At 61.4% G+C, this 25,633-nt stretch carries 20 protein-coding genes; 13 read left to right on the top strand and 7 right to left on the bottom strand.

Features of this window, described 5'->3' with window-relative positions; genetic code table 11:
• The first annotated feature begins 203 nt into the window (after positions 1 to 203).
• The 8 genes from HY962_07885 (at position 204) to HY962_07850 (ending at position 16,019) form a co-directional block, all read left to right on the top strand.
• Positions 204 to 2,165 carry an OmpA family protein gene (locus tag HY962_07885; protein ID MBI5646839.1) on the top strand — a complete coding sequence of 654 codons (1,962 nt, stop codon included), beginning with the start codon at positions 204 to 206 and terminating at the stop codon, positions 2,163 to 2,165.
• A complete protein-coding gene (locus HY962_07880; protein MBI5646838.1) occupies positions 2,156 to 4,705 on the top strand; it encodes a GAF domain-containing protein in 2,550 nt (849 codons plus the stop codon). Before HY962_07885 ends, HY962_07880 begins: the two co-directional genes overlap by 10 nt.
• Positions 4,702 to 5,382 (top strand): response regulator transcription factor, encoded by a 681-nt coding sequence (locus HY962_07875; GenBank protein MBI5646837.1) that lies wholly within the window; start codon positions 4,702 to 4,704, stop codon positions 5,380 to 5,382. The genes HY962_07880 and HY962_07875 overlap by 4 nt, the downstream gene beginning before the upstream one ends.
• Entirely contained in the window at positions 5,379 to 7,478 is a 2,100-nt protein-coding gene (locus HY962_07870; GenBank protein ID MBI5646836.1) for a BamA/TamA family outer membrane protein, read from the top strand. The genes HY962_07875 and HY962_07870 overlap by 4 nt, the downstream gene beginning before the upstream one ends.
• 48 nt (positions 7,479 to 7,526) lie before the next feature.
• A complete protein-coding gene (locus HY962_07865) occupies positions 7,527 to 8,012 on the top strand; it encodes a heme-binding domain-containing protein (protein MBI5646835.1) in 486 nt (161 codons plus the stop codon).
• A 291-nt stretch (positions 8,013 to 8,303) separates the two neighbouring features.
• Positions 8,304 to 10,568: an IgGFc-binding protein gene (locus HY962_07860; GenBank protein ID MBI5646834.1), complete on the top strand. Its 2,265-nt coding sequence runs from the start codon at positions 8,304 to 8,306 to the stop codon at positions 10,566 to 10,568.
• A 132-nt stretch (positions 10,569 to 10,700) separates the two neighbouring features.
• Positions 10,701 to 13,304, top strand: a complete 2,604-nt coding sequence (locus HY962_07855) for a T9SS type A sorting domain-containing protein (GenBank protein MBI5646833.1) — start codon at positions 10,701 to 10,703, stop codon at positions 13,302 to 13,304.
• Positions 13,305 to 13,574: 270 nt separating this feature from the next.
• Positions 13,575 to 16,019, top strand: coding sequence for a PQQ-binding-like beta-propeller repeat protein (locus HY962_07850; GenBank protein ID MBI5646832.1), 2,445 nt, complete (start codon positions 13,575 to 13,577; stop codon positions 16,017 to 16,019).
• Between the two features lie 33 nt (positions 16,020 to 16,052).
• Here HY962_07850 and frr read toward each other — a convergent pair whose 3' ends face one another.
• From frr to HY962_07815, 7 genes are all read right to left on the bottom strand, one after another.
• Positions 16,053 to 16,610 carry a ribosome recycling factor gene (gene frr, locus HY962_07845; GenBank protein MBI5646831.1) on the bottom strand — a complete coding sequence of 186 codons (558 nt, stop codon included), beginning with the start codon at positions 16,608 to 16,610 and terminating at the stop codon, positions 16,053 to 16,055.
• A 13-nt stretch (positions 16,611 to 16,623) separates the two neighbouring features.
• Entirely contained in the window at positions 16,624 to 17,367 is a 744-nt protein-coding gene (locus HY962_07840; GenBank protein ID MBI5646830.1) for a UMP kinase, read from the bottom strand.
• Between the two features lie 64 nt (positions 17,368 to 17,431).
• Positions 17,432 to 18,283 (bottom strand): elongation factor Ts, encoded by an 852-nt coding sequence (locus tag HY962_07835; GenBank protein MBI5646829.1) that lies wholly within the window; start codon positions 18,281 to 18,283, stop codon positions 17,432 to 17,434.
• A gap of 51 nt (positions 18,284 to 18,334) precedes the next feature.
• On the bottom strand, positions 18,335 to 19,099 hold the full coding sequence (gene rpsB, locus HY962_07830; GenBank protein ID MBI5646828.1) for a 30S ribosomal protein S2: 765 nt from the start codon (positions 19,097 to 19,099) through the stop codon (positions 18,335 to 18,337).
• Positions 19,100 to 19,226: 127 nt separating this feature from the next.
• Complete coding sequence (rpsI, locus tag HY962_07825; GenBank protein ID MBI5646827.1) at positions 19,227 to 19,622, bottom strand: 30S ribosomal protein S9; 396 nt, start codon at positions 19,620 to 19,622, stop codon at positions 19,227 to 19,229.
• A 45-nt stretch (positions 19,623 to 19,667) separates the two neighbouring features.
• Positions 19,668 to 20,117 carry a 50S ribosomal protein L13 gene (rplM, locus tag HY962_07820; GenBank protein MBI5646826.1) on the bottom strand — a complete coding sequence of 150 codons (450 nt, stop codon included), beginning with the start codon at positions 20,115 to 20,117 and terminating at the stop codon, positions 19,668 to 19,670.
• Between the two features lie 213 nt (positions 20,118 to 20,330).
• Positions 20,331 to 20,531, bottom strand: coding sequence for a hypothetical protein (locus HY962_07815; GenBank protein ID MBI5646825.1), 201 nt, complete (start codon positions 20,529 to 20,531; stop codon positions 20,331 to 20,333).
• 108 nt (positions 20,532 to 20,639) lie between these two features.
• Between HY962_07815 and HY962_07810 the strand changes: the two genes are divergently transcribed.
• From HY962_07810 to HY962_07790, 5 genes are all read left to right on the top strand, one after another.
• The gene (locus HY962_07810) at positions 20,640 to 20,798 is read left to right on the top strand and encodes a hypothetical protein (GenBank protein ID MBI5646824.1); all 159 of its coding nucleotides are present in this window, start codon (positions 20,640 to 20,642) and stop codon (positions 20,796 to 20,798) included.
• A 260-nt stretch (positions 20,799 to 21,058) separates the two neighbouring features.
• Complete coding sequence (locus HY962_07805; protein MBI5646823.1) at positions 21,059 to 22,642, top strand: DEAD/DEAH box helicase; 1,584 nt, start codon at positions 21,059 to 21,061, stop codon at positions 22,640 to 22,642.
• Positions 22,643 to 22,971: 329 nt separating this feature from the next.
• Positions 22,972 to 24,441, top strand: a complete 1,470-nt coding sequence (locus HY962_07800) for an aminotransferase class V-fold PLP-dependent enzyme (GenBank protein ID MBI5646822.1) — start codon at positions 22,972 to 22,974, stop codon at positions 24,439 to 24,441.
• 31 nt (positions 24,442 to 24,472) lie between these two features.
• Positions 24,473 to 25,255, top strand: coding sequence for an aminotransferase class I and II (locus HY962_07795; protein ID MBI5646821.1), 783 nt, complete (start codon positions 24,473 to 24,475; stop codon positions 25,253 to 25,255).
• Positions 25,233 to 25,622, top strand: a complete 390-nt coding sequence (locus HY962_07790; GenBank protein MBI5646820.1) for a DUF3037 domain-containing protein — start codon at positions 25,233 to 25,235, stop codon at positions 25,620 to 25,622. Before HY962_07795 ends, HY962_07790 begins: the two co-directional genes overlap by 23 nt.
• Positions 25,623 to 25,633 lie beyond the last annotated feature (11 nt).

Below are 25,633 nucleotides of genomic sequence, written 5' to 3'. Positions count from 1 at the left end.
AAGGCGGCGGCGTATACCGCTCCCGTGCGCCGGCTGTTGATATTTCCGATACGTCGGTCCGGTATTTCCGTGCAGCGTGTGCTGAATCGGTACTCCCGCTCACGGCGCCGCGAATCCGCGGACGGACGATACACAACAGCGCGAATTGTAGTATCTTAAGAGCAACAACACTTCAGATACTCGCACGGAAACTTGGAGGGACCATGAAAAGGACCATGGCTGTCGCGCTTTTTGCTGTAGCGGTCTTTCTGTTCGGCCACAACTGCACCGCGCAGAGCGCGGGCGGGCGTGTTTCCTTCGGCTTCAACGGGGGCGGCGTCAAATACTGGGGCGAGTTCAGCGACAATCAATTCTGGCTCGCGGGCGACGTGTTTGTGCGGTACAACATCGTCGGTCCTCTGTCGTTGCACGCGTCCACAACCTTCGGGCAGATGCGCCACAAGGTGACGCCCGAACTCATCAGCAAGTATCCGGACTATTTCGGTGCGGGCGCCAAACTGGGCGACACGTATCCGAACGATCCCGTTGTGATACAGGAGAAGAACGCGATTCGATTCAACACGTACGACCTTCTTCTCTCGGTGAATCCCTTCGCGCAGCAGCGCTTTGTGCCTTACATCTTCGCCGGCGTGGGCTGGCTGGATTGGAATCCCGCAAACATCTTCGCCAACGATCCGCTTCCGAACAACCGCAATGCGCGATACGACAAGGCCAGGATCTACTTCCCCGCTGGCATCGGCTTTGAAACGTATATCACCGACGACATCGTCGTGAACGGCCGCGCCACCATGCATTTCACCGGCACGGATTTCCTGGACGACTACGAGGTGAGCGGCACGGAGAAAGACGCGTTCCTGACCTTCGGCCTCGGCGTGTCGATGTACATCTTCGGCAACATCGACAGCGACAATGACGGACTCACCAACGACGAGGAGCGCACGCTCGGCACGGATCCCAAAAATCCCGACACCGACGGCGACGGACTCAACGACTTCGCGGAGGTGCGTGTCCACAGCACGGATCCGAAAAAATCCGACTCGGACGGCGACAATGTCAACGACGGCGACGAGATTTTCACACACAAGACCTCGCCGGTCAAGGCCGACACCGACAGCGACGGACTGAGCGACGGCGAGGAATTCGCGCGCAAGACCGATCCTCTCGGCGCCGACACCGACAAGGACGGGCTGCTCGACGGCGACGAGGCGCGCACGAGCAAGACCGATCCGACAAAGGCCGACAGCGACGCCGACGGCCTGTCCGACGGCGAGGAGCTGTCGAAGTTCCAGACCAACCCCAACGCCACGGACTCGGATCAGGACGGCCTCAACGACGGCGAGGAAGTGTCGAAATACAAGACCAATCCCATGAAGACCGATTCCGACGGCGACGGCCTGAGCGACGCCGACGAAGTGCGCAAGACCGGCACCGCGCCCGACAATCCCGACACCGACAACGACAAGATCACCGACGGCGACGAGGTGGTGAAATACAAGACCGATCCGAAAAATCCGGACAGCGACAACGACACACTCATCGACGGTGATGAAGTGTCGGACCGCTACCGCACCGATCCGCTTTCGGCCGACACCGACAAGGACAAACTTCGCGACGGCGAGGAAGTGTCGGAGAAATATCGCACCGACCCGCTGAAGGCCGACACCGACGGCGACGCGATTATCGACAGCGAGGACGACTGTCCGCTCATCCCCGGCAAGCCGAGCACGGAGAAGGGCAAGAACGGCTGTCCGCAGAAACCGAAGGTCGGCACACGCGTCGACTTCCCCGAGATTCTGTTCATCGTGAATTCCGACCAGTTCAATTTCGAGGTGCCGGAGACGGGCGCGAATCTCGCGAAGTTGTTGGCCTACGTGCAGCAGTGCGACAGTCTGCAGGTCGGCATCGAGGGCCACGCCTCACGCGAGGGTGATCCCGTGCGGAACCAGGAGCTGTCGGAGCTGCGCGCGAAGCGTGTCGTGCAGTGGCTTATCGAGAACGGCGCCAAACCCGAGAAGTTCAGCCGGACCATCGGCTACGGCTCGAGCCGCGAGAAGGTGCAGGAGCCGACGGGCAAGGCGCTGCGCAAGATGACAAAATCGCAGCTCGAAGCCCTGCGCAAACAGAACCGCCGCATCACCGTCGAGGTGACGCGCACGTGCGACTAGCGAGCGCTCGACGGGGCATATCCCCGCGGACAGCGCTATTCCTCGTCGTCGACATACTTCTTCTGGTGGCAGGCGCGGTGAACATCCCGCGCCTGCTCCACCGTCCCATGACACCCATGCTTGTCGCGGGTTCGGATTCCGGTGTGGTTGTCGAGGAGGTGACACATCCCGCCGACGCGGGAAATATCGAGGCGGGGGATGTGCTGGTCGCGTGGGACGGAAACAAAATCTTCGATCCCGAAGCCGTGGAGCTGTTCGCCGATCTTTCCACAATAGGCAGCGTATGTCATGTGGAATACCGGCGCAACGGGCTGCAGGCGTCGGCGCATATGCGGCTTGTCGCGGCGTATCCGTCGGCGAGTTACGCTATATTCACGGCGGCCACGGCCTTCGTGTGCTGGATGCTCGCGGTGTTTGTGCTTGTCAAACGACCTCGCGACAGCGTGGCACTGGCGATGCACTGGGCGCTTGTGAGCGCGGCGTCGGTCATCATTCTGACATACGGGCGCATCGAGGCGCACGACATTGTGAGCGAAATGCTCCGTGTGTTGTTTTTCGCCACGTACCTCTGCACCTCCGCCGGACTGCTGCTCGTCGCGAGCGAGTTCCCTCTTCGCTGGCTCGGGAGCTTCCGCATCAAGACCGCCGTGCTCTACGGTACTGCCTCCGTTGTGACCGCGGGATTGAGTCTGACACACGTGGCCGTGATGCGCGCGTACGATCCGGATACGTTTCATGTGTTCCTGTTCTTCTACCGCTTCATTCACATCGCGCTCGGCACCGCCACGATCGGCTCGGCCGTCATGTTTTTCCTCTCGTACCGGTGGGCCGAGGATGTGCACACCCGTCGCGCGATACTGCGTTTACTCGCGGCGGTGCTTATCGGACTCGTCCCGCTGCTGGTCCTGAATCTGCTCCCGCAATTCTGGCAAACCGGCGGGCGCGTGCCCGAGCAGTACACCATCATTCTCATCCTGGGCATCCCGTTCACGCTCATTGTGGTGTTCCTGCGTTCGACCATGATGACCGTGGAGGTCGACAGGCACCGGGGTCTGCTGCGCGGCGTCCTCTCCATCGTTGTGTGGTGCGTGTATCTGCTGGCCGTGTTCGCCACCGCCGCGGCGGTGCGGGGTGAAAAAAACTTCACCGAACACCTGCCCGACATCGCCGTGATTGTGGCACTTGCGCTCGCCTACTTCCCTCTGCGGCGCAAGTTCATGCGCTCGCTCGACGACGCCCTGTTCCCCGCGCGCGCCAATCTCGAACGCATCGTGCGGACCGTCGCGTCACGTTTGAACAGCGAGCTGAGCACGGAATCGATCGCGCGGCAGGTGACGGACGAGTTGCGGTCGTTACTGCGCGCCGAGGAGTGCGCCGTGTACGTCGTCGTGCCCGGCATCGGCGACCTCGCCCGCGTCGCGGACGTCGACAATGGCGGCGGAGAGCGGCTCGAAACGCCCGCCGACGCAGGCCGGACGTTGCATCCGGGCGAAGTGTTTGCGCTGCCCGAGGCGACGAGGGACAAGCAGGACATACCGGCCGCAATCGCCGCCTGGCTGCGCGCGCACGTGTGGACAGTGGCCGCACCGCTGCACAGCAGCGGCGGCGAGCTGCTGGGTGTGATTGTGCTGCGTATGAAATCGCGCGCCGACGCGATTCACGCCGAGGAGTTGGAACTGCTGCGCGCCCTTGCGGCGGAGACGGCGCGCGCGCTCGAGCGGCTGCATTTACACGAGCGTATGATCATCGAGACGGAAGAACGCCGGCGTTTGGAAGAGCTGAATCGGATGAAGTCGTTTTTTGTTTCGGGCGTCTCGCATCAGCTCCGCACACCCTTGACCTCGATCCGCATGTTCGCGGAGATGCTGCGCGAGGGCACCATCACCGATCCGGACAGAGCGCGCGAGTATCTCGACATCATCGAGGGCGAGACGGGGCGGCTCGCGCGACTGATAGACAATGTTCTCGACTTCTCGCGCATCGAGCGCGGTATCAAGGAATACCGGCGCATCCCCGTGGATCCGGCCGAGCTCACACGCAGGGCCGCCGCGGCATTACATTACCAGTTTCTTTCCGAAAAGGCGGCCTTCGAGGTCGACATCGCGCCCGGTACTCCCCCGATCGAGGCGGATGCGGACGCGCTGCAGGAGGCCGTCATGAATCTGCTCGACAATGCGCTGAAGTATTCGCGCACGCCGAAGCAGGTCTGGCTGCGCCTCGTACCGGACGGTGCCGACGTGGTCTTCGAGGTGCGCGACCGCGGTGTCGGCATTGCCGCCGACAAACTCCCGCTCATCTTCGATCCGTTCTTCCGCGCCCGCGACCCGAACGCGGCACGCGCGGGCGGCGCCGGGCTGGGCCTCGCGCTGGTCGCGGATATCGCGCGCGCGCACGGCGGGCGCGTGGATGTGAGCAGTGTTGAAGGCGAGGGCAGCACCTTCCGTATTTTTATTCCCGCGGCCCGTGCGTCCGCCGCGACGCAACCGCGTGAACAGACAGAGAACGACGGCACACACATCACACACACGGCACACGCATGAAACGCATTCTCATCGTGGAAGACGACACCGCCATTCTTCGCGGCCTCACCGACGCGCTGACGGCGGAACACTTTGACGTCATCGGGGAAAGCGACGGAGCGGCCGGGTACCGGACGGCCGCATCCATGCGCTTCGATCTCATCGTGCTCGATCTCATGCTTCCCGGCATGGACGGCCGCGACATCTGCAAGGAACTCCGCGCCGCGGGCAACACCACACCCATCATCATGCTCACGAGCCGCGGCGAGGAATTCGACAAGGTGCTCGGCCTCGAACTCGGCTCCGACGATTACATGACCAAACCATTCAGCGTGCGCGAGCTGATCGCGCGCATACGCGCGATTCTGCGGCGCGGCAGCGACACCCCGGCCGCGCTGACCGAGTTTTTCTTCGACGAGGTGCAGGTCGACTTCCGCAGGCAGGAGGTGCGCCGCGCAGGGGCCGTGCTCGACGTCAGCGCGCGCGAGTTTCAACTGCTCAAGTACCTTGTCGAGCGCGAGGGCGAGGTCATCACCCGCGCGCAGCTCCTCGACGACGTGTGGGGGTACGACGCGACTCCCACCACACGCACGGTGGACAACTTCATCCTGTCGCTCCGCAAAAAAATCGAAATCGATCCATCACACCCGCGCCATATCGTCACTGTGCATACCGCGGGGTACAAGTTCGTGCAATGAGACATCTTGTATTCTCCGGCCTGTGTATGCTTGCCTGCATGGTATTCGCGCAGGCGCAGAATGTGCGTGTCGCGACCGTCAACATCTGGTCGGGTCTGGACTACAGCGGCACGCTGTGTGTCGGCGAGGTGGAAACGGACGAGCAGCGCGCGCTGCGCCACGATTCCCTCGTAAGCGCGCTGCGCGCGCTCGACGCCGACATCATCGCGCTGCAGGAGGTGAATCCGTCCTCGTCCCTCACCTGTGACATTGCGGACGCGCTGGGCTACGACGCGGTCTCGCACCGTGTCAACGCCGGTCTCAAGGCCGGGCGCGTGGGCCTGCCGTGGAATCTGAACGAGGGCATAGCCATCCTCGCCAAACGGGCATTGCGGCTCGAGCTTGTCGACGTCGTTGATCTTTCGGGCAACTTCGGCGTGTCGGGCAACATCCTCTCCTTCCATTTCACGGAGAACAACGCGGCGCTTGTTGCGCGTGTGATGATAGACGGTGCCGTGCTCCATATCGTGAACGTGCATCTCGACGCGTCGGTACCCGCGACACCTGAAACGCGGGACTGGCTCGACAGGCATCTGCGGACCGCCGCGGGCGGCGCTACAACCGGCGACGAGATACGCCGCGACTTCGAGGAGCGTGCGGCAAAGCGGCGCGATCAGGCACTGCGTCTGCGCGGCTACCTCGACGAAAAAATCGGATCGTCGCCTCTGATACTGCTCGGCGATTTCAACACGACGGCCGATGATTCGGATCTGCGAATCCTTTTTCCGGACAGTACTCTCACCGACGTGACCGCGGGTCTGCCGCCCACCTGGGATCCACGCTCGAATGCACACGTGTCGCTGTCGCGTGCCGCCATGGCCCGTGTCGACTCCGGCGATGCGATCGGAGCCCTCGGCTACTGGCACGACGGCATGGCGCGAAAGATCGACCACATTTTCGCGGGTCCGGGTCTGGTACAATCCGAACGCGGCACAGCCGCATTGATAGGCGCGGGAGCGGCATTTTCCGATCACTACGGCGTGTATGCCGACATCAATCTCCGCTCGATGTTGTCGCAGGTGCCGCACGACGGCGACGGCCTGCCCAGCAATGTGACTACGACATGGGAATATTTCCCCGTACCCGTGTACGATTCCAACTTCGGTCTTGCGATCGTCGCGAAGACGCTGCTCGTCAATCAACTCGGCGCACGCGAGAGTTTCGACGCCATGGCCTTCTTCAGCATGAAAGGCGAGAAGTACTTCAAGTTCGTCACCTCCTTCCCGCACACCGACGTGCGGCAGGGGAAGGTGTACGACATGGCGGCGGACCTTGAACTCCGGTACGACTGGAATCCGGAGTACAATTTCTACGGCATAGGATCGGCCGCGCCCTTCGAGCGCGGCGAGAAGCTCACCCGCGAGTTCGTCGATGCCGCGCTCACATTCTCGCGCGGATGGACGACAAGATTCGTCACCGACGTGCGGCTTCGATGGATGTGGAACCGCAACACCGACTTCTCCGATTCGGGTGCGCTGGCGGCAACACCCGACGCGCGCGGCACCGAACGTGTGACGGCATCTTCGCTGCGTGTGTCGGCGCGCTACGACACACGCGATATCTTCTTCAACCCCTCACGCGGTGTTGTGGCTGAGCTCGAGCTGGAATACGCGGTTCCGCTCGCCGTCCGAGACGCCGAGTTCGCCCGCATAGGCGCGACACTGCAATGGTACGCCACGCTCTTTTACCCGCGCACCGTGCTCGCCGCGCGTCTCACAGCCCAGTCCGTATTCGGCGCGGGTATCCCCGTGCATTACCTCCCGAGCATCGGCGGCAACGACACGCAGCGCGGTCTCACCGCCGACCGCTTCGTGGACAAGACAACGGCAATTGCGAACGTCGAACTGCGCTTCCCCATTGTCTGGCGTTTCGGCGCCGTGCTCGGACTCGATGCAGGCAAGGTGTGGCCGGATCCACTGCGTGTGGATCTCAACCGCTGGTCCGTGGGACGTGTGGTCGGCCTGCGTTTTTACTACGACACCTTCGTTGCGCGGGCGGACGTCGGCTTCGGTCCTGAAAGCACCGGCTTGTATCTGAATTTCGGACAGGCATTTTAGCAGCAACAGCAGTCGCAGCCCCCGGCAACAATCAGGATATCCCCCGACATGAAAATCTCCATCCGCCGTTTCACCAAAATCTTCTTCGGACTTTTTGCCGTTGTTCTGCTCGGCATACAGCTTGTGCCCTACGGCCGCGATCACAGCAATCCCGCCGTGACAGGTGAGCCGCCGTGGAATTCGCCCGAGACGCGCGCCCTCTTCACACGCGCCTGCGCCGATTGCCACAGCAACGAGACCGTGTGGCCCTGGCATTCACACATCGCCCCGGCGTCGTGGCTTGTGCAGGACGATGTCGAGAGAGGCCGCGCAAAGATGAATCTCTCGCAGTGGGGCAGCGGCGAGCAGGAGGCCGACGAAGCCGCCTCTGAAGTACGCAGCGGTGAAATGCCCCTGAAAAAATATACGTTGATGCATCCGTCGGCATCACTCACCGACGCCGAGAAGGAGAAGCTCGCGCAGGGACTCGAGGCGACCTTTGGTCCCGCCAAACCCGAGACAGCCGCCGGGCACGGAGACGAGGACCGCGAATAGTCCGCCCCAGCTCCGCGCCACGCGCAAATCGCGGAACTACGACACACATACAACAACGCCCCGCTGAGCGGGGCGTTGTTGTTATTCCCTAGCGGTACCCGCGTAGCTCGCCGCACGGTGTATCCACTTGTTCTGTCAGGCGAACCGAGGCGCACGCAAATCGTATACATAACATCCGATATTATTGTCGTATTAATGTAATTATTTTTCCGATTTGCCTTGACAATGGGGGGGGGGGGGTATTATATTCTGTACGGATTGGGTTCTGTCTTCTCCTTCAGGGTCACACGCATGAATCGATGCAGGGTTTCGTTCATTGCCAGTCTCCTCGTCCTCGCGCCGGTGATTGTGGCGGCCCAGGTCGTGTCGTCGCCCTCACCCATCGTGTCGATGACGGTGGGGAAGGTCACGGCGCTGCTCGATACAAGTTCCGGCCGCTTCGGCGTTACCCACGCCGACGGGCGCACCGTTCTCTGGCGACACCCGTACAACCTGACCTCACATCTGAGTGTGTCCATCGACGGACGGGTGTGGGCGAATTACCGCTGGGCGATCCTGGGCCGCGATGTGAATGTGACAAATCTGGGCAAGGGGACAGCCGAACGGCTGCAGGACCGCCTGCGCTACACCTGGCTGCTGGCAACACGCACAGGCCAGTATGCGGTGATCGAGGATTTGATTCCCGTGTCGGCGCCGCCGTGGAACGAGGTGCGCGTACGCGTGCGGGTGGAGAACCGGACCGGCGCGGCCGCGGCGGTGGGCGTGGCCGTGCAGATGGACGTAAACGCGGCGGGAAACGACAACGCGCCGCTGCTGCTCGGGACCGCGTCCTGCACGGCCGAAACGCTGCTCGCGGATCATGCCGTGCCCACGCGCTGGAGCGTGGCGGGCGGGATATTTGCGCCCGACACAGCGGTGGGGCGCCTTGCAGGCGAGGGTGTGACACCGCCCGACCTGTTCCTGGCCGGCCAGTGGCGCTCGCATGGTGCGCTGGGCATGGCGGCGTACGGGTACAGGGGTTTGCCCGGACGCCCGATAGACGACGCGGCGGTGTACCTCGAATGGTATGCGGCGGCAGTGCCCCCGGCCGGCGCGAGAGAGACCGGCACGGCACTCGGCTTCCGCGCCGCCGATCCACCACCCGTGCCGACCTCGTTCGGGAAGAGGTTTATTGTAAGGGCGGAGGACGTTCATGGAGGCGAGCATCGAGCCGATTGCCTGCTGCTTGTGTCAGCCGAGAACACCGAAGTACACCTGCGGTACATTGACGATAGACACATCAATTTCGCACCGCGTGATACAACCATCACACTCTTGGCAGGCATTCCCGATACCGTCTGTCTCACTGAGTACATCTGGCGTCCACCTGACCCAATGTATTGGCCGGATTCACTGCATTGTTATCAGAGTATGACGATTCATCTTGACGGCACACGGCCATTCGGGGCCGCGAAAGTGGATGAACAGACCGACGCTACCCTTATTTGGCCGGCGGAAACCGCGGCAACGGAGTATATACTTCCGGGTGGTTTGAGAACTGGCGAATGTTTTGTAATAACCATGGACAGCGCGGCGGAGATACGGGTGCTTCCCCGGGAGTTCGACCTGATACGTGGTCTCTTCGATCGCAACGTCCTCCGCGAGACATACACTCGCGGTATCCGGAGTTCATTCCGGCTTCCACCGCGATCCTGGACGCATCTGCATGTACCGGACACCACCTGGTGGAGAAACACACCGAGATATGCCTTCGATCCACGTACCTCCCCACGGGATTACAATGGAACCGTCATCACGGCCGATGCTCCCATTCAGGTGATACAACATTTCGCAGGAGGCATCCCCTACGACACGACACGCTACTGGGATGGGGGGAACCTGTTCACGAGACACTGGGGGGGAGTGGGCTTCGACGGGGTTCCCGACGAACGTCGCCTCGGTACGGAATACGTTTTTGTCCCCTACGAGAAACGTGTGGCGCTGCGCTACGAGGACATGCTGCGCATTGTCGCATGGCACGATTCCACGCGTGTGTTCCTGGGCGATTCGGCACGGCAGCGCCTGCTGCACCGCGGAGACCGTTTCGACACACTCCTCGCCGTGCCTATGGTTGTGACGGCGAGCAAACCCGTCATGGCCTATCAGTTCGCGGCCTTCTGGGACTACACTTGTCCCTGGGATTCCGCCGCCACGGCGGGTGTGGTAGCGCTGCACCCGACGGAGTTGTGGGGGCGCGAGTACTACGGTTTCGCCGATTTGATTACCCTCCCGAATCACTCTACGAACCATTACGTGATCGCGGCGCATCACCGGGTGCGCGTTTATGCGCGCGCGGGCGAATCAGACACCATCACGTTGAACGGCACTCCCATTCCGCCAGCACTTTTCCGCCGCATCGGAAATTACGCCTGGTACGATATGGAAATGCCACAGGGACCGGCAGTCGTTCGATCGCCCAAACCCTGCCTGATGCTCGTCTATGGCTGGCAACGGGCGGATTTTCCATTTTCTGGTTTAATAATACAGGGTGTGGCATACATCCCTCCGTTCAGATGATTGAGAGGCATCGGATACAGCAATTCGGGAGCGACTGAAGCACCGCTATACTTATACACGACATACCGCACCCTGCGCAAGCGCGCGTACGCCGGGTTTCATGCAACACACCCCATCATCCATGGAGTTTCCATGAAACACCTTCTCACACGAGGAATCCTCGCGGGGATTCTCGCATTTGCGTTCACCTGCCCGCTACGCGCGCAGTACATCGATTTCTCGTTCAACGGCTGCGAACTCGCATTCCAAAACACTCTTCAAACATCCGCGACATTTTCCTTCGCACTGAAAGGATTCGTATTCAAGGAGGACCTCCTCTACGACGACCAGTATGCATATCCGCAAACCGCGACTCTCAGTAATTTCCTCGACGCTGCCGGATACAACGCCCCCTACCGCGCGGGTCAGGGAAGTGCGGGAGGCGATATCACGACCTATGAAGGAACGGTCGGCGCTGGTGAGTTCACCGTTACCGTCAATAATACATGGTCATTCATCCTCAACCTCATCGATGCAAATTTCGGAGCAGGCAATACATACCGTGTGCTCTTTGTGTGGGATGGAAGCTACCTCACGGCGTTTGTCGCGTCACCGAACGCGACGGATCCGATGCGTTGCGAGCAATCCATCACCATCCAGCCCAACGACTACGTGCATCTGCGCGACCTCATACGCGGCGCCACAGGCGGCGGCACAGCGTTCACGACATACAAACGCGACCGGGGTTCACTCGCCACACGGCTCTTCGAACTCGGAGGGGGCGACCTCCCGCGCTACGGCATCGACAATGCCCGGCTCGACGTCAACTGCCGCATGACAGCCGACGTGTACGTGTCCTCCACGAACGACAAAACCCTCGACATCGAGGGCTTCGCCGACAATCTCTACAGCAGCGAACTCACCACAACCTGGTACTTCGACGATGGAACCGGTCTCGACGTATATGGCCGTATTCACGCGGGGACGCTGGTCGACAACTCGCGGATTAACTTCACGTCGAGTTCCGCCTCGCCGACGCCCGGCCTCTGGGACGGTGTTGTCATACAGTCCAATCTTGCCTCCGACGGCGACCATTTCTATGTCACATACGCGCGCACCGCGCTTGCGATCATCGACAATCATACAACCTCGACCTTCACGACCTGTACATTCTCGCAGAATCTGTACCACGGGGTCCTCGTCTCCAACAGCTATCCGCGCTTCTTCGGCGTGACGGCGTCGAATTCCAACTCCGACGGTGTGAAAGTGCAGGGACCTGAAGCCGCGCCGTGGTTCAAGAATGGTTCCATTGTGGGTAACGGCGGAAATGGCGTGAGCATCGACGACAACGCCTATGCCTACCTAGGACAGCTCCTCGTCACCTCGAACGATCTTCATGGCGTGGCCGTGTTCTCGAACTCGTGGCCGTATATCGACAGTTGTCAGATCTTTTCGAACGGAGAGAGCGGCATCTACTCGTATGACAACGGGTATAAGTGGACCACTGTGCGGCATTCGCGCATCGGAACCAACAACTGGTGGGGTCTGCACAACGTCTCAAACGGATACCTCCGGGCCTATTACGCGCCGCCGGGCATGACCGATCCCGAAGACCTCGCCGTGCAGCCCGATTCGCTCGGTCTCAACTGCGTGCACGACAATGTGATCGAGAATCTGTTCGGTGATCAAAACAGCATTTTCGAGATGGCCCGTGTCTACGAGGCGCCTGATCAGGGCGGCACGATGGTGGCGCATTTTCAGGGGAGAGACAATTCGATCGTCTATGCCAACCCTGGGCAGTACCAGGGGACGATGGACGGCGGCTCCGAGGCCTGGGTGATACAGGACTGGTGGAACAACAACTACGCGTTTAATCTTCCGAACGGGAGCGCCTACACGTTCCCGCGTCTGAGTGCGAATCCGGTGTCCGGCTGCGGCGAGGAACTCGGACCTTCAGGTATAGGCGGAAGCGTGGCAGCCGGAACTGCATCGCCGTATGACAGCCGTGCATGGTGGCAGCGGGCGGGCGATCCCCCGTCGATGAAACAGTACCTGCAGACGCAACTTGCCACGCTTGGCGCGGGCGACTTGGATTACGGCCTGTTCATGCTCGGCCGCCGGGTGGACTCGCTGCAGATGGATGTGTTCTGCCGCACGCTGCTCGGCGCAACGAAGGATGCGGACAAGCGCGCAGCGGCGCTCGCACACCTGGGCAAGAGTCTCATGTCGCAGCGGCGCTACGCCGACGCGGTGGCGGTGTACGACGAGATCGCGGCGCTGTCGCCCGCGAAGGTCAACTCGCGCCACACATCGGCACAGGGCATGGCAGCGCTCATGGAATCCTACGCGGGCGACAAGACGGCCGGACTCGCGCGGCTCGATACGGCCCTCGCCGTATTCCCCGCCGATCGGCAGCTTCTGGCGGCCTGGCACCTGCTCGGCGGAGGCGCTCGGGTCGGTACACCAAAGCGCGCCGCCACGGACGGCCTGCCGGCAGGGTATATGCTGGACGAGTCGTACCCGAATCCCTTCAGTGAGAGCACCATGATTCGATTCACCCTGCCAGAGACAGCGGCGCTACGGATCACGGTGTATGACGCACTCGGGCATGCGCTGGCCGTTCCTGTCGACGACGTATACGAAGCCGGTCCCCATGGTGTTGAATGGAACGCCGCAGGACTGGCTCCGGGTATGTATTTTATCACGATGCGTGTGGGCGCCCATGAAACGACGCGCACCGTCATCCTGGCGCGGTAATACACATCCGGTCGAGTGCCTGATTGGCGCAGACACATTGGATACGAGCTTTCCGCGGAGTGGAGTCGGATTCACGCCTCCACTCCGCGGCAGTTTTTTACATTAGTCAGACTAATGCTGCATACGGCCATTGATCTTCGGATATCAGAACTTTTACTTCATCCTGTCAGGCCGTCCACAGTTCGGTTGTCGTATGGTGTTGATGAAAGCACGTCCGGCGGTGTGTAAACCCCCGTGGTGAACAGTAGCAACGAGGCCTTGGAGGCGTCTATGAAAAAAAGGATAATCTACCCCGTTTTTCTGGCAGCACTCGCCGTTATGACGATGGTCATGCAGGCCCAGGTTCTGCAGCGGAAGTACTGGATACCATACAGTCCGGTCCGCTGCATCGCGGTTACGGATTCGCTCGTTTTCCTTGGCGGCGATTTCGTCCGCATCGGACCATACACGGGAAATCTTGTCGCGATGGACCCGGTCACGGCGGAACGTATGCCTGGTTTGCCGGAAGTCAACGGCATCGTGCGTGCCATCGTACCCGACGGCGCGCGGGGGTATTTTATCGGCGGCAATTTTACACGCGTCGGGGTACTTGAGGCACGGCACCTGGTGCATGTGCACGCCGATGGCACACCTGATCGCGCATGGTTGCCCGAACCCGACGGGGAGGTGATGTCGCTTGATCGCGTCGGCGATGTATTAATCGTCGGTGGATCGTTCCGGACCATCGGCGGTTTGGACAGAGAGAATCTCGCGGCGGTGGACACACGTTCGGGTATGGCGTTGGGCGCATTTCCCTCGGCGGATGCAACCGTGCGGTCCGTACATATCGCGCACGGCACCGTGTACGTTGGAGGTGATTTCACGACACTGGGCGCGCTGCAGCGCTCTCATCTCGCCGCGCTGGATGCAGGCACGGGAGCAGTCCGGGCCTGGGATCCCGGAGTTGATTCGGCAGTGTACTGCCTGCGATCCATCGACAGCGTCCTGTACGTCGGAGGGAAATTCGTCTCGATCGGAGGAACGGCGCGGGCACGCCTCGCGGCACTCGATCTCGCGACGGGCACTCCCTTGCCCTGGCGGGCGGATGCGAATGCGCCGGTGCACGCTCTGGCGTTACGGGGAGATGCCCTGTACGCCGGTGGCGAGTTCACCAACATCGGAAACGCCGCGCGTCAGCACATCGCGTCGCTTCACACAGCGACAGGCGATACGCTTCCGTGGCGTACAGGATTGAACAGCACCGTGCAGACACTCGAAGTGAGTGGCGCGGTTCTGTACGCAGGCGGGAAATTCACAAGGGCAGGTGATTCCTTGCGCATGTACCTTGCCGACTTTTCCTATGTCGACGGTTCGCTCGGCGCGTGGGCGCCGCAGGCGAATTGGCCCGCCTTCGCGCTTCTGACCGAAGAGAGCAGAATAGTCGCCGGCGGACAATTATCCAGCGTGAACAGCGTGGAACGTGTACACATTGCCGCGTTGGACAAAAGGACGGGTGCCCCGACGCCGTGGAATCCGAGAGCGGATAATGTGGTGACGGGTCTGCTGCTTGCGGGTGATACACTGTTCGTGAGCGGCGACTTCGCATGGATAGACGGGGCGGCGCGCGCACGCCTGGCGGCTTTCGATGCCATACGCTGCTCATTGCTCCCGTGGCGCATTGTCGGATTCGCGCCGGGATCGGATGTCTCCCGGTTTTCCAAGGCGACCGCGGGCTCGAGCGTTTCATCGCTCGCGGTACACGGTAACAGGGTGTTTCTCGGAGGCGTCAATAAGGAGTATTCCGTCTTTGATCGCGAGAGTGGCCGCAAACTCGACTACTGGCAACCCAATCCGGGAAGGAACGGCGCATCAACACTGCTCTCCGTCGGCGACACACTTTTTGTCGGCGGTGACTTCCTCTCCATCGGAGGGCAGCCGCGTTTCAATCTCGCCGCGTTCGACGCGCGCAATGGGTCCTTGCTTTCCTGGAATGCCCGTTTATCGATGATAACCGGTTCGGATGCGGTGTACGGACTCGCCGCGAGGAATGGCATATTGTACGCGGGTGGCAGGTTCGGCTTTGTGTACGGACGCGACCTCGCGGCGATCACAATATCAACAGGCGAAACGATGCCGTGGGCTCCGGTGACTCTGTCAGGATCGGGGAACTCGGCTTCGATATTCTCACTCGCCGCGGCCGGGAACACCGTGTACGCAGGCGGCAACTTCATGCAGATGGGAGGCGTCGATATCGCGTGTCTCGCCGCGATCGATGCGAACACGGGATGGGCAAAACCCTGGAATCCGAAAGCCAACGGCTACGTGCAGGCGATTACCGTCGACGGTATCACCGTGTACGCCGGCGGAGTCTTCTCGCGATGTATGGACGAATACCGATCCTACTTCGCCGCGGTAGACGATTCCACTCAGACACTGGGTGATGATCGACCCGCACCCGGACGCGCAACGGCGCTCACGATAGAGGCCCCGTATCCGAATCCTGGACTGGAGTATGTTGTGCTGCGTGTGCATACGTCACGGCGGCAGGAAGTCTCCGTCCATGTCACTGATCTGCTCGGAAGAACAATTCTGACGATCGCCGATCAGAAAGTATCCGGTATCGGCACACACCCGATTCGAATCCCGGTGAGTGGGCTCCGATCAGGCGCCTACATCTGCACCGTCACGGACGGCGAAGGGGCATCCATCGGAACGACATTCCAGGTGCTGCGCTAGGACCATGAAGAGGGTTTATGACGAAACAGGAGATCACACCTCCATGATCTCGGTTTCTTTGGCTTTCAGGAGCTGGTCGATGATGCCGATGTGTTTATCGGTGAGATCCTGCACCTGTTTTTCCGCCTTTTTGCGTTCGTCCTCGGAGACGTGATCGTCCTTTTCGGCCTTCTTCAAATGTTCGTTGGCATCGCGGCGCACATTACGCAGCGCGACCTTGGCCTCTTCGCCGAAGCGGCGCACGAGTTTCACGAATTCCTTGCGGCGCTCCTCGTTGAGCGCGGGGATGGGCACACGGATGAGGGTGCCGTCGTTGGCGGGATTCAAGCCGAGATCGGCGGTGAGAATCGCCTTTTCGATCGCCTGGATCGTTCCCCGATCCCACGGCTGCACGGCGAGTGTATGCGCGTCGAGCACCGACACGTTGGCAACCTGATTGAGCGGCATGTGTGATCCGTACGCATCGACTTTCACCCCGTCGAGCAGGGCGGTTGTCGCTTTTCCCGTGCGGATCTTGTGCAGTTCATTCCGCAGGGCTTCCACCGATTTGTCCATGCGGTGCGTGGCGTCCTTAACGATGTCCTGAATCATTCGGAACTCCGGTTTATGAACGGTCTGGGGATTTCGATGCGGCCAGCGATGTAACAAGTGTCCCGACATGTTCGCCGCGCGCGATGCGGCTCAGCGCATTGGGCGAGTTGATGTCGCAGACGACGAGCGGGAGATTGTTCTCGCGGCACAGGGTGATGGCGGTGAGATCCATCACGCGCAATTCACGTTTGATCACGTCGATATAATCGATCGTGTCGAAACGCTGCGCCGAGGGATTCTTCTCGGGATCCGCATCGTACACGCCGTCGACGCGTGTGCCCTTGATGATGACATCGGCCTCGATTTCCACCGCGCGCAGCGCGGCGGCGGTGTCGGTCGTAAAGTTCGGGTGTCCCGTGCCGGCGCCCATGATCACCACGCGGTTCTTCTCGAGGTGACGGATGACACGGCGGCGGATGTACGGTTCGGCGATCTGGTTCATCTCGATCGCACTGGTAAGGCGTGTGACAACACCCTTCGCCTCGAGCATGTTCTGCAGCGCGAGCGAGTTTATCATCGTCGCAAGCATGCCCATCTGATCGCCCGAGGCCTTGTGCAGGCCCTGCGCAACCGCGGCCACGCCGCGGTAAATGTTGCCTCCGCCCAGCACGATGCCCACCTGGGCGCCCAGCTCGACGAGCGGAAGAATTTCGAGCGCGTACTGTTCGAGCGCCGCGGGATCGATGCCGTATGCGCGCTCGCCCATCAGCGATTCGCCGCTCAGCTTGAGAAGGATACGCTTGTAGCGAAGATCCATGGGAGGTGCCTATACACGAAGGCCTTCCGGCGGAAAACCGGAAGGCCTGTGAGGGGATTCGATATTAGTTACCTTCGCCGACCTGGAAACGCGTGAAGCGGATGACGGAGAGGGGTTCGCCGATCGTCTTCCCGACGGCCTCGACGTGCTCCTTCACCGTCTTTGTGGTGTCGCGCACAAAGCTCTGCTCCAGAAGCGTGTATTCCTGGAAGTACTTGTTGAGTTTTCCTTCCGCGATACGGTCCACCATGTTTTCGGGCTTGCCCTGCTCGAGCGCCTGCTGGCGGTACAGCTCGAGTTCCTTCTCGCGCACGTCGGCCGGAACCGCATCGCGGTCGACGGCGACGGGATTCATCGCGGCAACCTGCATGGCGAGATCCTTGCCGAGCTGGACGACTTCGTCGGACTTTTTGCCCGCCGACAGTTCGATGAGCACGCCGAGCTTTGCGCCGGGGTGGATATAGTCGATCATCTGGCCCTGCGTGGTGAACGCGGCGAAACGGCGGACTTCAATCTTCTCGCCGATCTTGCCGATGATGTCGGTAAGCGCATCCGCGAGCGGACGGCCGTTCGATTCGAGGGCGAGAAGCGCGGGCACGTCGGCCGGGCGCGCGGTCTTGACCGCGGCCATCGCCTCCGCTGCAAAGCCGAGGAAGTCGGCGCTGCGCGCGACGAAGTCGGTTTCACAATTCACTTCGATGATAACGCCGTTGCTGCCGTCGATCTCGGTCAGAACCACGCCTTCGTTGGCGGCACGGTCTGAACGTTTTTCGGCCGTGGCCGCGCCCTTTTTGCGCAGGTACTCGATCGCTTTCTCCATGTCGCCTTCGGAATCGGCAAGCGCCTTCTTGCAATCCATCATGCCGGCGCCGGTCTTGTCGCGAAGGGCCTTCACTACTGCTGCTGAAATCTCCATGATACTCTGTCGTCGCTATTATGTGATGGGATACGTGTCTCTGCGTGCGGCTCAGGCGCCGGCTTCCTCGTTGCGTTCGGTTTCCTTCGCGACGCGCTCGTCCTCGGCTTCCATTTCGGCCTTCACGAGTTTGGCCTTTTCGCGGCCTTCGATGATGGCGTTGGCGATCGCGCGCGCGACGATTTCGATCGTCTTTGTCGAATCGTCGTTGCCGGGAATGGCGAGGTCCACTTCGGTCGGATCACAATTCGTGTCGACGATGGCGACGACGGGGATGCCGAGCGTGCGGGCTTCCTTGAGCGCGATGTGTTCCTTCTTGATGTCGATGACAAAGATCGCGCCCGGCAGGCGGCTCATGTCGACGATGCCGCTGAGGATCTTGTGCAGACGCTCCTTCTCGCGCGAGAGCATGAGGCGTTCCTTCTTCGTGATCTTGTCGAAGGTGCCGTCCACTTCCATCTTCTCGATGTTGGTGAGGCGCTTGATGCTTTTGCGGATGGTGGTGAAGTTGGTGAGCATGCCGCCGAGCCAGCGCTCGGTGACGTAGTTCTGGCCGCTGTCGATGGCGATCGAGCGCACGGTGTCCTTGGCCTGTTTCTTCGTTCCGACGAAGAGGAGGCGCTTGCCCTGCGACACCATGTTCAACACCGCGTCGCAGGCGATGTCGATCTTTTCCTGGGTCTTCTTGAGATCGATGATGTGGATGCCGTTGCGCTCCATGAAGATGTACGGTTTCATCTTCGGATTCCAACGACGGGTCAGGTGGCCGAAATGGGCACCTGCCGCAAGAAGCTCTTCGAGCTGTACGCGAGGCATGAGATAGTCTCCTTATGTATGGGTTACGATCCGCTGCGTCCGTCCACTCGCCGGGATCTGCGCGCATGCCCGCGCACACCCGCCCGGCGATCGGGACGCATGTGTGATGGTTACAGAAAAACGAGTGTCAGCGCTTGCTGAACTGGAAGCGTTTGCGCGCCTTCTTCTGGCCGTACTTCTTGCGTTCGACCATGCGCGAGTCGCGCGTGAGGAGCTTGGCGCCGCGCAGCTTGGGGCGGAATTCCTCGTCGACCTCGAGCAGCGCGCGCGCGATCGAAAGCTGCACCGCGCCGGCCTGGCCGTGAGTGCCGCCACCGCGCACGCTGATGACCGCGTCGAACTTTCCGTTCGTCTCGGTCACGGTGAACGGCAGACGCACCGCGTCAAGCAACGTTTCCATGGGGAAGTAGATGTCGATGTCCCGGCTGTTGATCGTGATTTTCCCGGTGCCGGGCACGAGGAGCGTGCGCGCGACGGCGGTTTTGCGGCGACCGACGGTCAGGGTGTGTTGGGCTTGCTTCATGAATCTATCCTTGGATCGAAATTCTCTACAGTGCCAATGGGCCGATTATTTCATCGAAAGCACTTCGGGCTTCTGCGCCGCGTGCGGATGCGAGCCGTCGGAGTACACTTTCAGCTTTTTCAGGAGGCGGCGGCCGAGGCGGTTGTGCGGCAGCATGCCCTTCACCGCGTGTTCGATCACGAAGCGCGGATTGCTGCGCACGAGATCCTTGAACATGCGCACGCGCGCGCCACCCGGATACCCGGTATAATGGAAGTACGACTTCTGCTCGAAGCGCTTGCCTGTCACGCGCACCTTGCCGGCGTTGATGACGATTACAAAGTCGCCCGTGTCGACATGCGGGGAGAAGATCGGCTTGTGTTTACCGCGCAGAATGTGCGCGACGTTCGCCGCCAATCGGCCGAGGACCATTCCCTCCGCGTCGACGACGTACCATTTTTTGTCGACGTCTTCCTCCCTTGCGTGGAAGGTCCGGACGGTTGTCTGATTGCTCATGGTATGCCTTAGTTGATTCGATACTGCTCGAAATAAAAGAAACCGATCTACAAACTAACACCACGGCGGGCAAAAAGTCAAATCGTGGTTGCGCTTTTCTCTTCTTTGCGCCGAAAATCGAGAAAAAAACCGTTGTGCCGCCGCGGGGCGGCTTCGCGTCGGGAGGAAATATCACTTCGCACGACGGTGTTGTTGTCGCGGAAGCCCGTTCCTTTATTCCAGCAGCAGGCGTTCGATTCCCACCTGCGGCAGCAGCAGACACACACGCAGCGTGGTGAGATAGTGCGCCGCGACACCGGCGGTCAGACTCATCGATGCCCCGAGAGGGACATGCCAGGCGCATGCAAGCACATAGGCGGGATCCATCTTCTCGGCGCGGCTCTGCTGACCGAAGGCGTCGATGTAGCTGCGCACAACGTGCAGGGCGACGCCCGCGCCTTCGCGTGGTACTCGCGTTGGATGTCGAAGAGGGCGGCAAGCGTCTGAGGACTCTTGACGTCGAACTCTACAAAACGGATAGACGTGGACGACAGAACCGCGTCGAGGGCCTCCCGCAGTGTGGGAACGGGCTCGCCGTTTTTCAAGGAGCCGAAGGCGCGGATATGCGCAAAGGTGAATCCGCCGACCGGCCCGAAGAGGTATTCGCCGTTCACCAGCCGCGAGGTGAAGTTCTCGTCGTGAAAAATGATCGGAACGCCGTCCTTGGTGAGGATAATTCCGGACTAATTACTTGACTTTGGAAGAAAGATTGTGTAGTATAGTTGTCTTTTACTTTTTGGATTACACGATCGTATCACATTTTTCGTCTTCCCGCATCACCCGGCCGCTTGCAGCGCCGGAACCGGTATTGTGCGCGACTGACATATTTCCCTCTCCCGAAACGACCCGCGCCGACAGACCGGCAGCGGGTTCTTTCATATGCTGCGCCAGTACAGGATACAATGCACACAACTGACAACTCGTTCTACGGTCTCGGCATCGCGCCGGGGCTGTTGAACAGCATCTCCAAGCTCGGTTTCACGACGCCGACGCCGATCCAGCACAAGGCGATTCCGATCGCCATTGAAGGCAAGGACATCATCGGCATCGCGCAGACGGGCACGGGCAAAACCCTCGCCTTCGGCATCCCGATGCTGCAGCGGCTCGCCGCGAAAAAAGGCAGCGGGCTGATTCTCGTCCCGACACGTGAACTCGCCCTGCAGGTCCGCGACGCGCTCGCGCCCCTGCTTCCGCCGCTGGGACTCGGCGCGGTGGTTCTTATCGGCGGCGAGGCGGCAGGTCCGCAGATCGGCGCCCTCCGCAAAAAACCCCGCATCGTGATAGCAACGCCGGGCCGGCTGTTGGATCTTGCCGGACAGGGATACGTCCGCCTCAACGATGTGGCCGTGCTTATTCTCGACGAAGCCGACCGCATGCTCGACATGGGCTTCGCCCCGCAGATCGAACAGATTCTCCAGGTGCTGCCGTCCGACAGGCAGACCATGCTCTTTTCGGCGACCATGCCCGGGCCGATAGTCAAGATCGCATCCACACACATGCGCCTGCCGGTGCGCACCGAGATCGCCCCGACGGGAACGGCTGCGGAAGGTGTCTCGCAGGAAGTGTTTGTGGTTGCGAAGGACAACAAGGGTCCCCTGCTCGAGCGACTTCTCGAACAGTACACCGGTTCCGTCCTGCTTTTCACGCGCACCAAGCGCGGGGCAAAACGTGTTGCGCAGGCCTTGCGCCGCGCGGGTCATTCGGCCGCCGAGATTCACTCCGACCGCACGCAGGCGCAGCGCAAACACGCGCTCGACGGCTTCAAGTCGGGCAAGTACCGCATACTCTGCGCCACCGACATTGCCGCGCGCGGCATCGACGTGTATAACATCGAACTGGTCGTGAATTACGACCTGCCCGAGGATCCCGACAGCTACGTGCACCGCATCGGCCGCACGGCGCGCGCCGGACGCACGGGGCACGCGATCTCGCTGGCCACGCCGGATCAGCGCAGCGGCCTTCGCGACATCGAAAAACTGATCAACATGTCGCTGGAACTCTCCGAACATCCCGACATCCCCGCCGAACGTTTCGACACCTCTTCCGCGCGCAGATCGTCGCGTCCGCAGCCGCAGCGTCCGCAGCGCTCGCAACGTCCGCAGTGGGGCTCCGAGCAGCCGTCACCCGCGCGCGCGCGGTCGTCGGCACCCACGTCGTACTCGTCCTCACGACCTGCGCCCGCAAAGGGCAAGCCGTCGTATCGCAAAAACGATAATGAGGCGGGTCCGGCCCGTACGCGCACGAGCACAGCGACCTCATACGGTTCCGGCGGAGCCGCGCCTGTAAAGAGCAAGCCGTCGTATTCGAAGAGCGGCAGCGGCGATTCCGAAACGGGGACCTCGCGTCACGGCTCCACCCAGTCCTCGTCGACCTACACACATCGCGGCTCCAGCTCCTTCTCGAAGGACGAGCGCACGCGCAACAAAAAAAAGGGCACGGGGTATCCGAAGGCGGGCGGATCACACACCGGCCGCGGCTCGCGGTAAACACCCCGCGCGGCTGATGCCGCCGAAAGGCGGTGTGTTTTCAGACCTCATAGAGCCCAAACGCAAATCACCGAGTCCCGGCATCACCCGATGCCGGGACTCCGCTTTTCCAGGCCGGCACACATGCCGCTCCGCGGGCGCGGAGGGGATCTCCGCAAAGCAGGATCATATCGCGGAGCGACATCGCGCTGAAACCTGGCGCTCTGCGCAACAGGCCGCGGAGCGGGTTTGCGTTGCAGGCGTGTCGGGCGTCCGCTGTCGGCGGCGGCTTTGCGGGGCAGGCGGAGAATTCTATCTTTGTTGATAGACAAAACTATGGAGACACGCACATGATACACCTGTCCACTCATCACTGCGCCTGGAGCATGGACATGCTCCGCGAGAACATTGCGGGCATTGACACGCAGGTTCCGCTGTTGGACGGGAGGACGGTGGAGTATGTGTTTCTCGACAACGGCGCCAGCACCCCCACGCTGCGGCATGCGCTCGACGTCATTTACGATTTTATGGAGTTCTATTCCGGCGTACATCGCGGGACGGGTTTCAAGGCGATGCTGGCGACCAGGGCCTTCGACGAGGCCCACGAAATGGCCGGCGCGTTTGTGGGATACAATCCCGCATCCGACATCGTGATATTCGGGAAGAACACGACCGAGGTGGTGAACAAGCTCTCGAACCGCTGCGACTGGCGTCCGGGCGACGTGGTTCTCACCACGCAGATGGAGCATCACTCGAACGATCTGCCGTGGCGTAAAAATGCCCGGGTGGTGCATGTGGGTGTCGACGACACGGGCTACCTCGATCTCGGCGCCCTCGAGCGCGCTTTTGCGGAGCATCGCGGCCATGTGCGTTTTCTGGCCGTCACGGGTGCATCAAACATCACCGGCATAGTGAATCCGGTGCGCGAACTCGCCGCGCTGGCGCATCGCGAAGGCGCGATGATCTTTGTGGATGCCGCGCAGCTTGCGCCGCATCGACGCATCGAGATGGGGTCGGTGGACGACGAGGGTCATATCGACTTCCTCGCCTACTCCGCTCATAAAATGTACGCTCCCTTTGGTGTGGGTGTGCTGGTGGGTCCGCGCACATATTTCGAACGCGGCGATCCCGACATGGTGGGTGGCGGCGTGGTGGATGTGGTGGAAGAGGACTTTGTCGCCTTCTCCGCGCCGCCGGCGAGCGAGGAGGCGGGCAGCCCGAACGTGCCCGGCGCCATCGCGCTGGCGGCGGCCATTCATGTGTTGACGTCCGTGGGCATGCAGCACATTGAACGGCACGAGCAGGAGTTGCTGTCGTACGCGATTCCCAAACTCCGTGAAGTGCCGGGTCTGGCGCTCTACGGACCGACGGACGAAGCGGATCTGGCGCACAAGGTCGGCGTCCTGTGTTTTTCCATCGGCGACATGCCGCACGCAAAAATTGCGGCGATACTGAGCGCCGAGGGCGGCATCGGCGTGCGCAACGGCTGTTTCTGCGCGCATCCCTACGTGAAGCGTCTGATGAAAGTGGATCCTGAAATGGCGCGCAAGGTGACCGAGGAAATTCTCGCCGGCGACCGGACGAATCTGCCGGGCCTGGTGCGCGCAAGTTTCGGCTGCTACAACACTTTTGCCGATGTGGACCGCCTCGTCGACATGCTGCACATCATCGCGCGCGGAGAATACCGCGGCGAGTACCGGCTCGATACGCGCACAGGCATGTACTGGCCCGACGGATTCGAGTACCCGTACGGCGAGTACTTCCCGCACTTCTCGTTCCGCACGCACGGACATTCGGCCCTCTGCGGCGTGGCGGGATGACCGACACCGCCTCGACACGGACCTTGCGGACATGACACTCCGCACCGTCGCGGCAACGCGCTACGTCACCCCGCTTCGCGAGGGCGGCTCACTTCCCGCGATTGTGGAGGCCGACGACGACGGGCTGTATGTGCTCAAATTCCGCGGCGCGGGACAGGGCGCGAAGGCCCTGATCGCGGAGTTGATCGGCGGTGAACTTGCACGCGCCGCGGGCCTGCGAGTTCCCGAACTCGTCTTTGTGCAGCTCGATCCGGATCTGGCGCGCACCGAACCGGATCCGGAGATTCAGGACCTTATCCGTGCGAGTGCGGGACTGAATCTCGCACTTGATTATCTTCCCGGATCCGTCACCTTCGATCCCGTCGCCGAAAGACCCGATCCCCTGCTTGCCTCGCGAATCGTCTGTTTCGACGCTCTGGTGATGAATGTCGACCGTACGCCGCGCAACACCAACATGCTGCTGTGGCACAAGAACCTGTGGTTGATCGACCATGGATCCGCGCTGTACCTGCATCACGCCGACACGGCGTTGGCGGAGCGGTGGAACGATCCTTTTGCGCTGATCCGCGACCACGTCCTTCTGCCCTTTGCCAGCGCTCTCGACGAGGCCGCCTCGATGCTCCAGCTTGCGATAACGCCCGATCTGATCTCCTCGGTACTCGACGCCGTCCCGGACGAGTGGCTCGAGGGCGGCGACCACGCCGGTCGCGGCGCGCGCGCGCGGCACGAATACGCCGCCTTTCTTTCCGAGCGCAGCAGACAACCAGGTAGTTTCATCGAGGAGGCACGCCGTGCCAGAGCTGCACACGTATGACTACGCGATAGTGCGTGTCGTGCCGCGCGTGGACCGGGAAGAATTCCTGAACGCCGGCGCGATACTCTCGTGCCCATCGCTCCGTTTCCTCGAGGCGCGCATCGAACTCGATGAGGAGCGCCTTCAGCGGCTGCATCCGGAGGCGGATCTCGAAGCGATCCGTCTGCACCTGGCCAGTGTGCCGCGCATCTGCGCCGGAGGCGCGGATGCCGGTCCTATCGGCCTGCTTCCCCAGCGCGAACGGTTTTTGTGGCTGGTGGCTCCGCGCAGTTCGATCATACAGACCTCTCCTGTACACACCGGGTCCTGTTCCGATCCCGCCGCCGCGCTCGAGCACCTGCTGCGGACCATGGTGCGGATCGGATAAAAAAAACCCGC

The organism is Ignavibacteriota bacterium (assembly GCA_016218045.1).
Taxonomy (GTDB): Bacteria; Bacteroidota; Ignavibacteria; order SZUA-365; family SZUA-365; genus JACRFB01.
The sequence above is the reverse complement of the archived record's forward strand: the minus strand, read 5'-3'. Positions and strand labels throughout refer to the sequence as shown.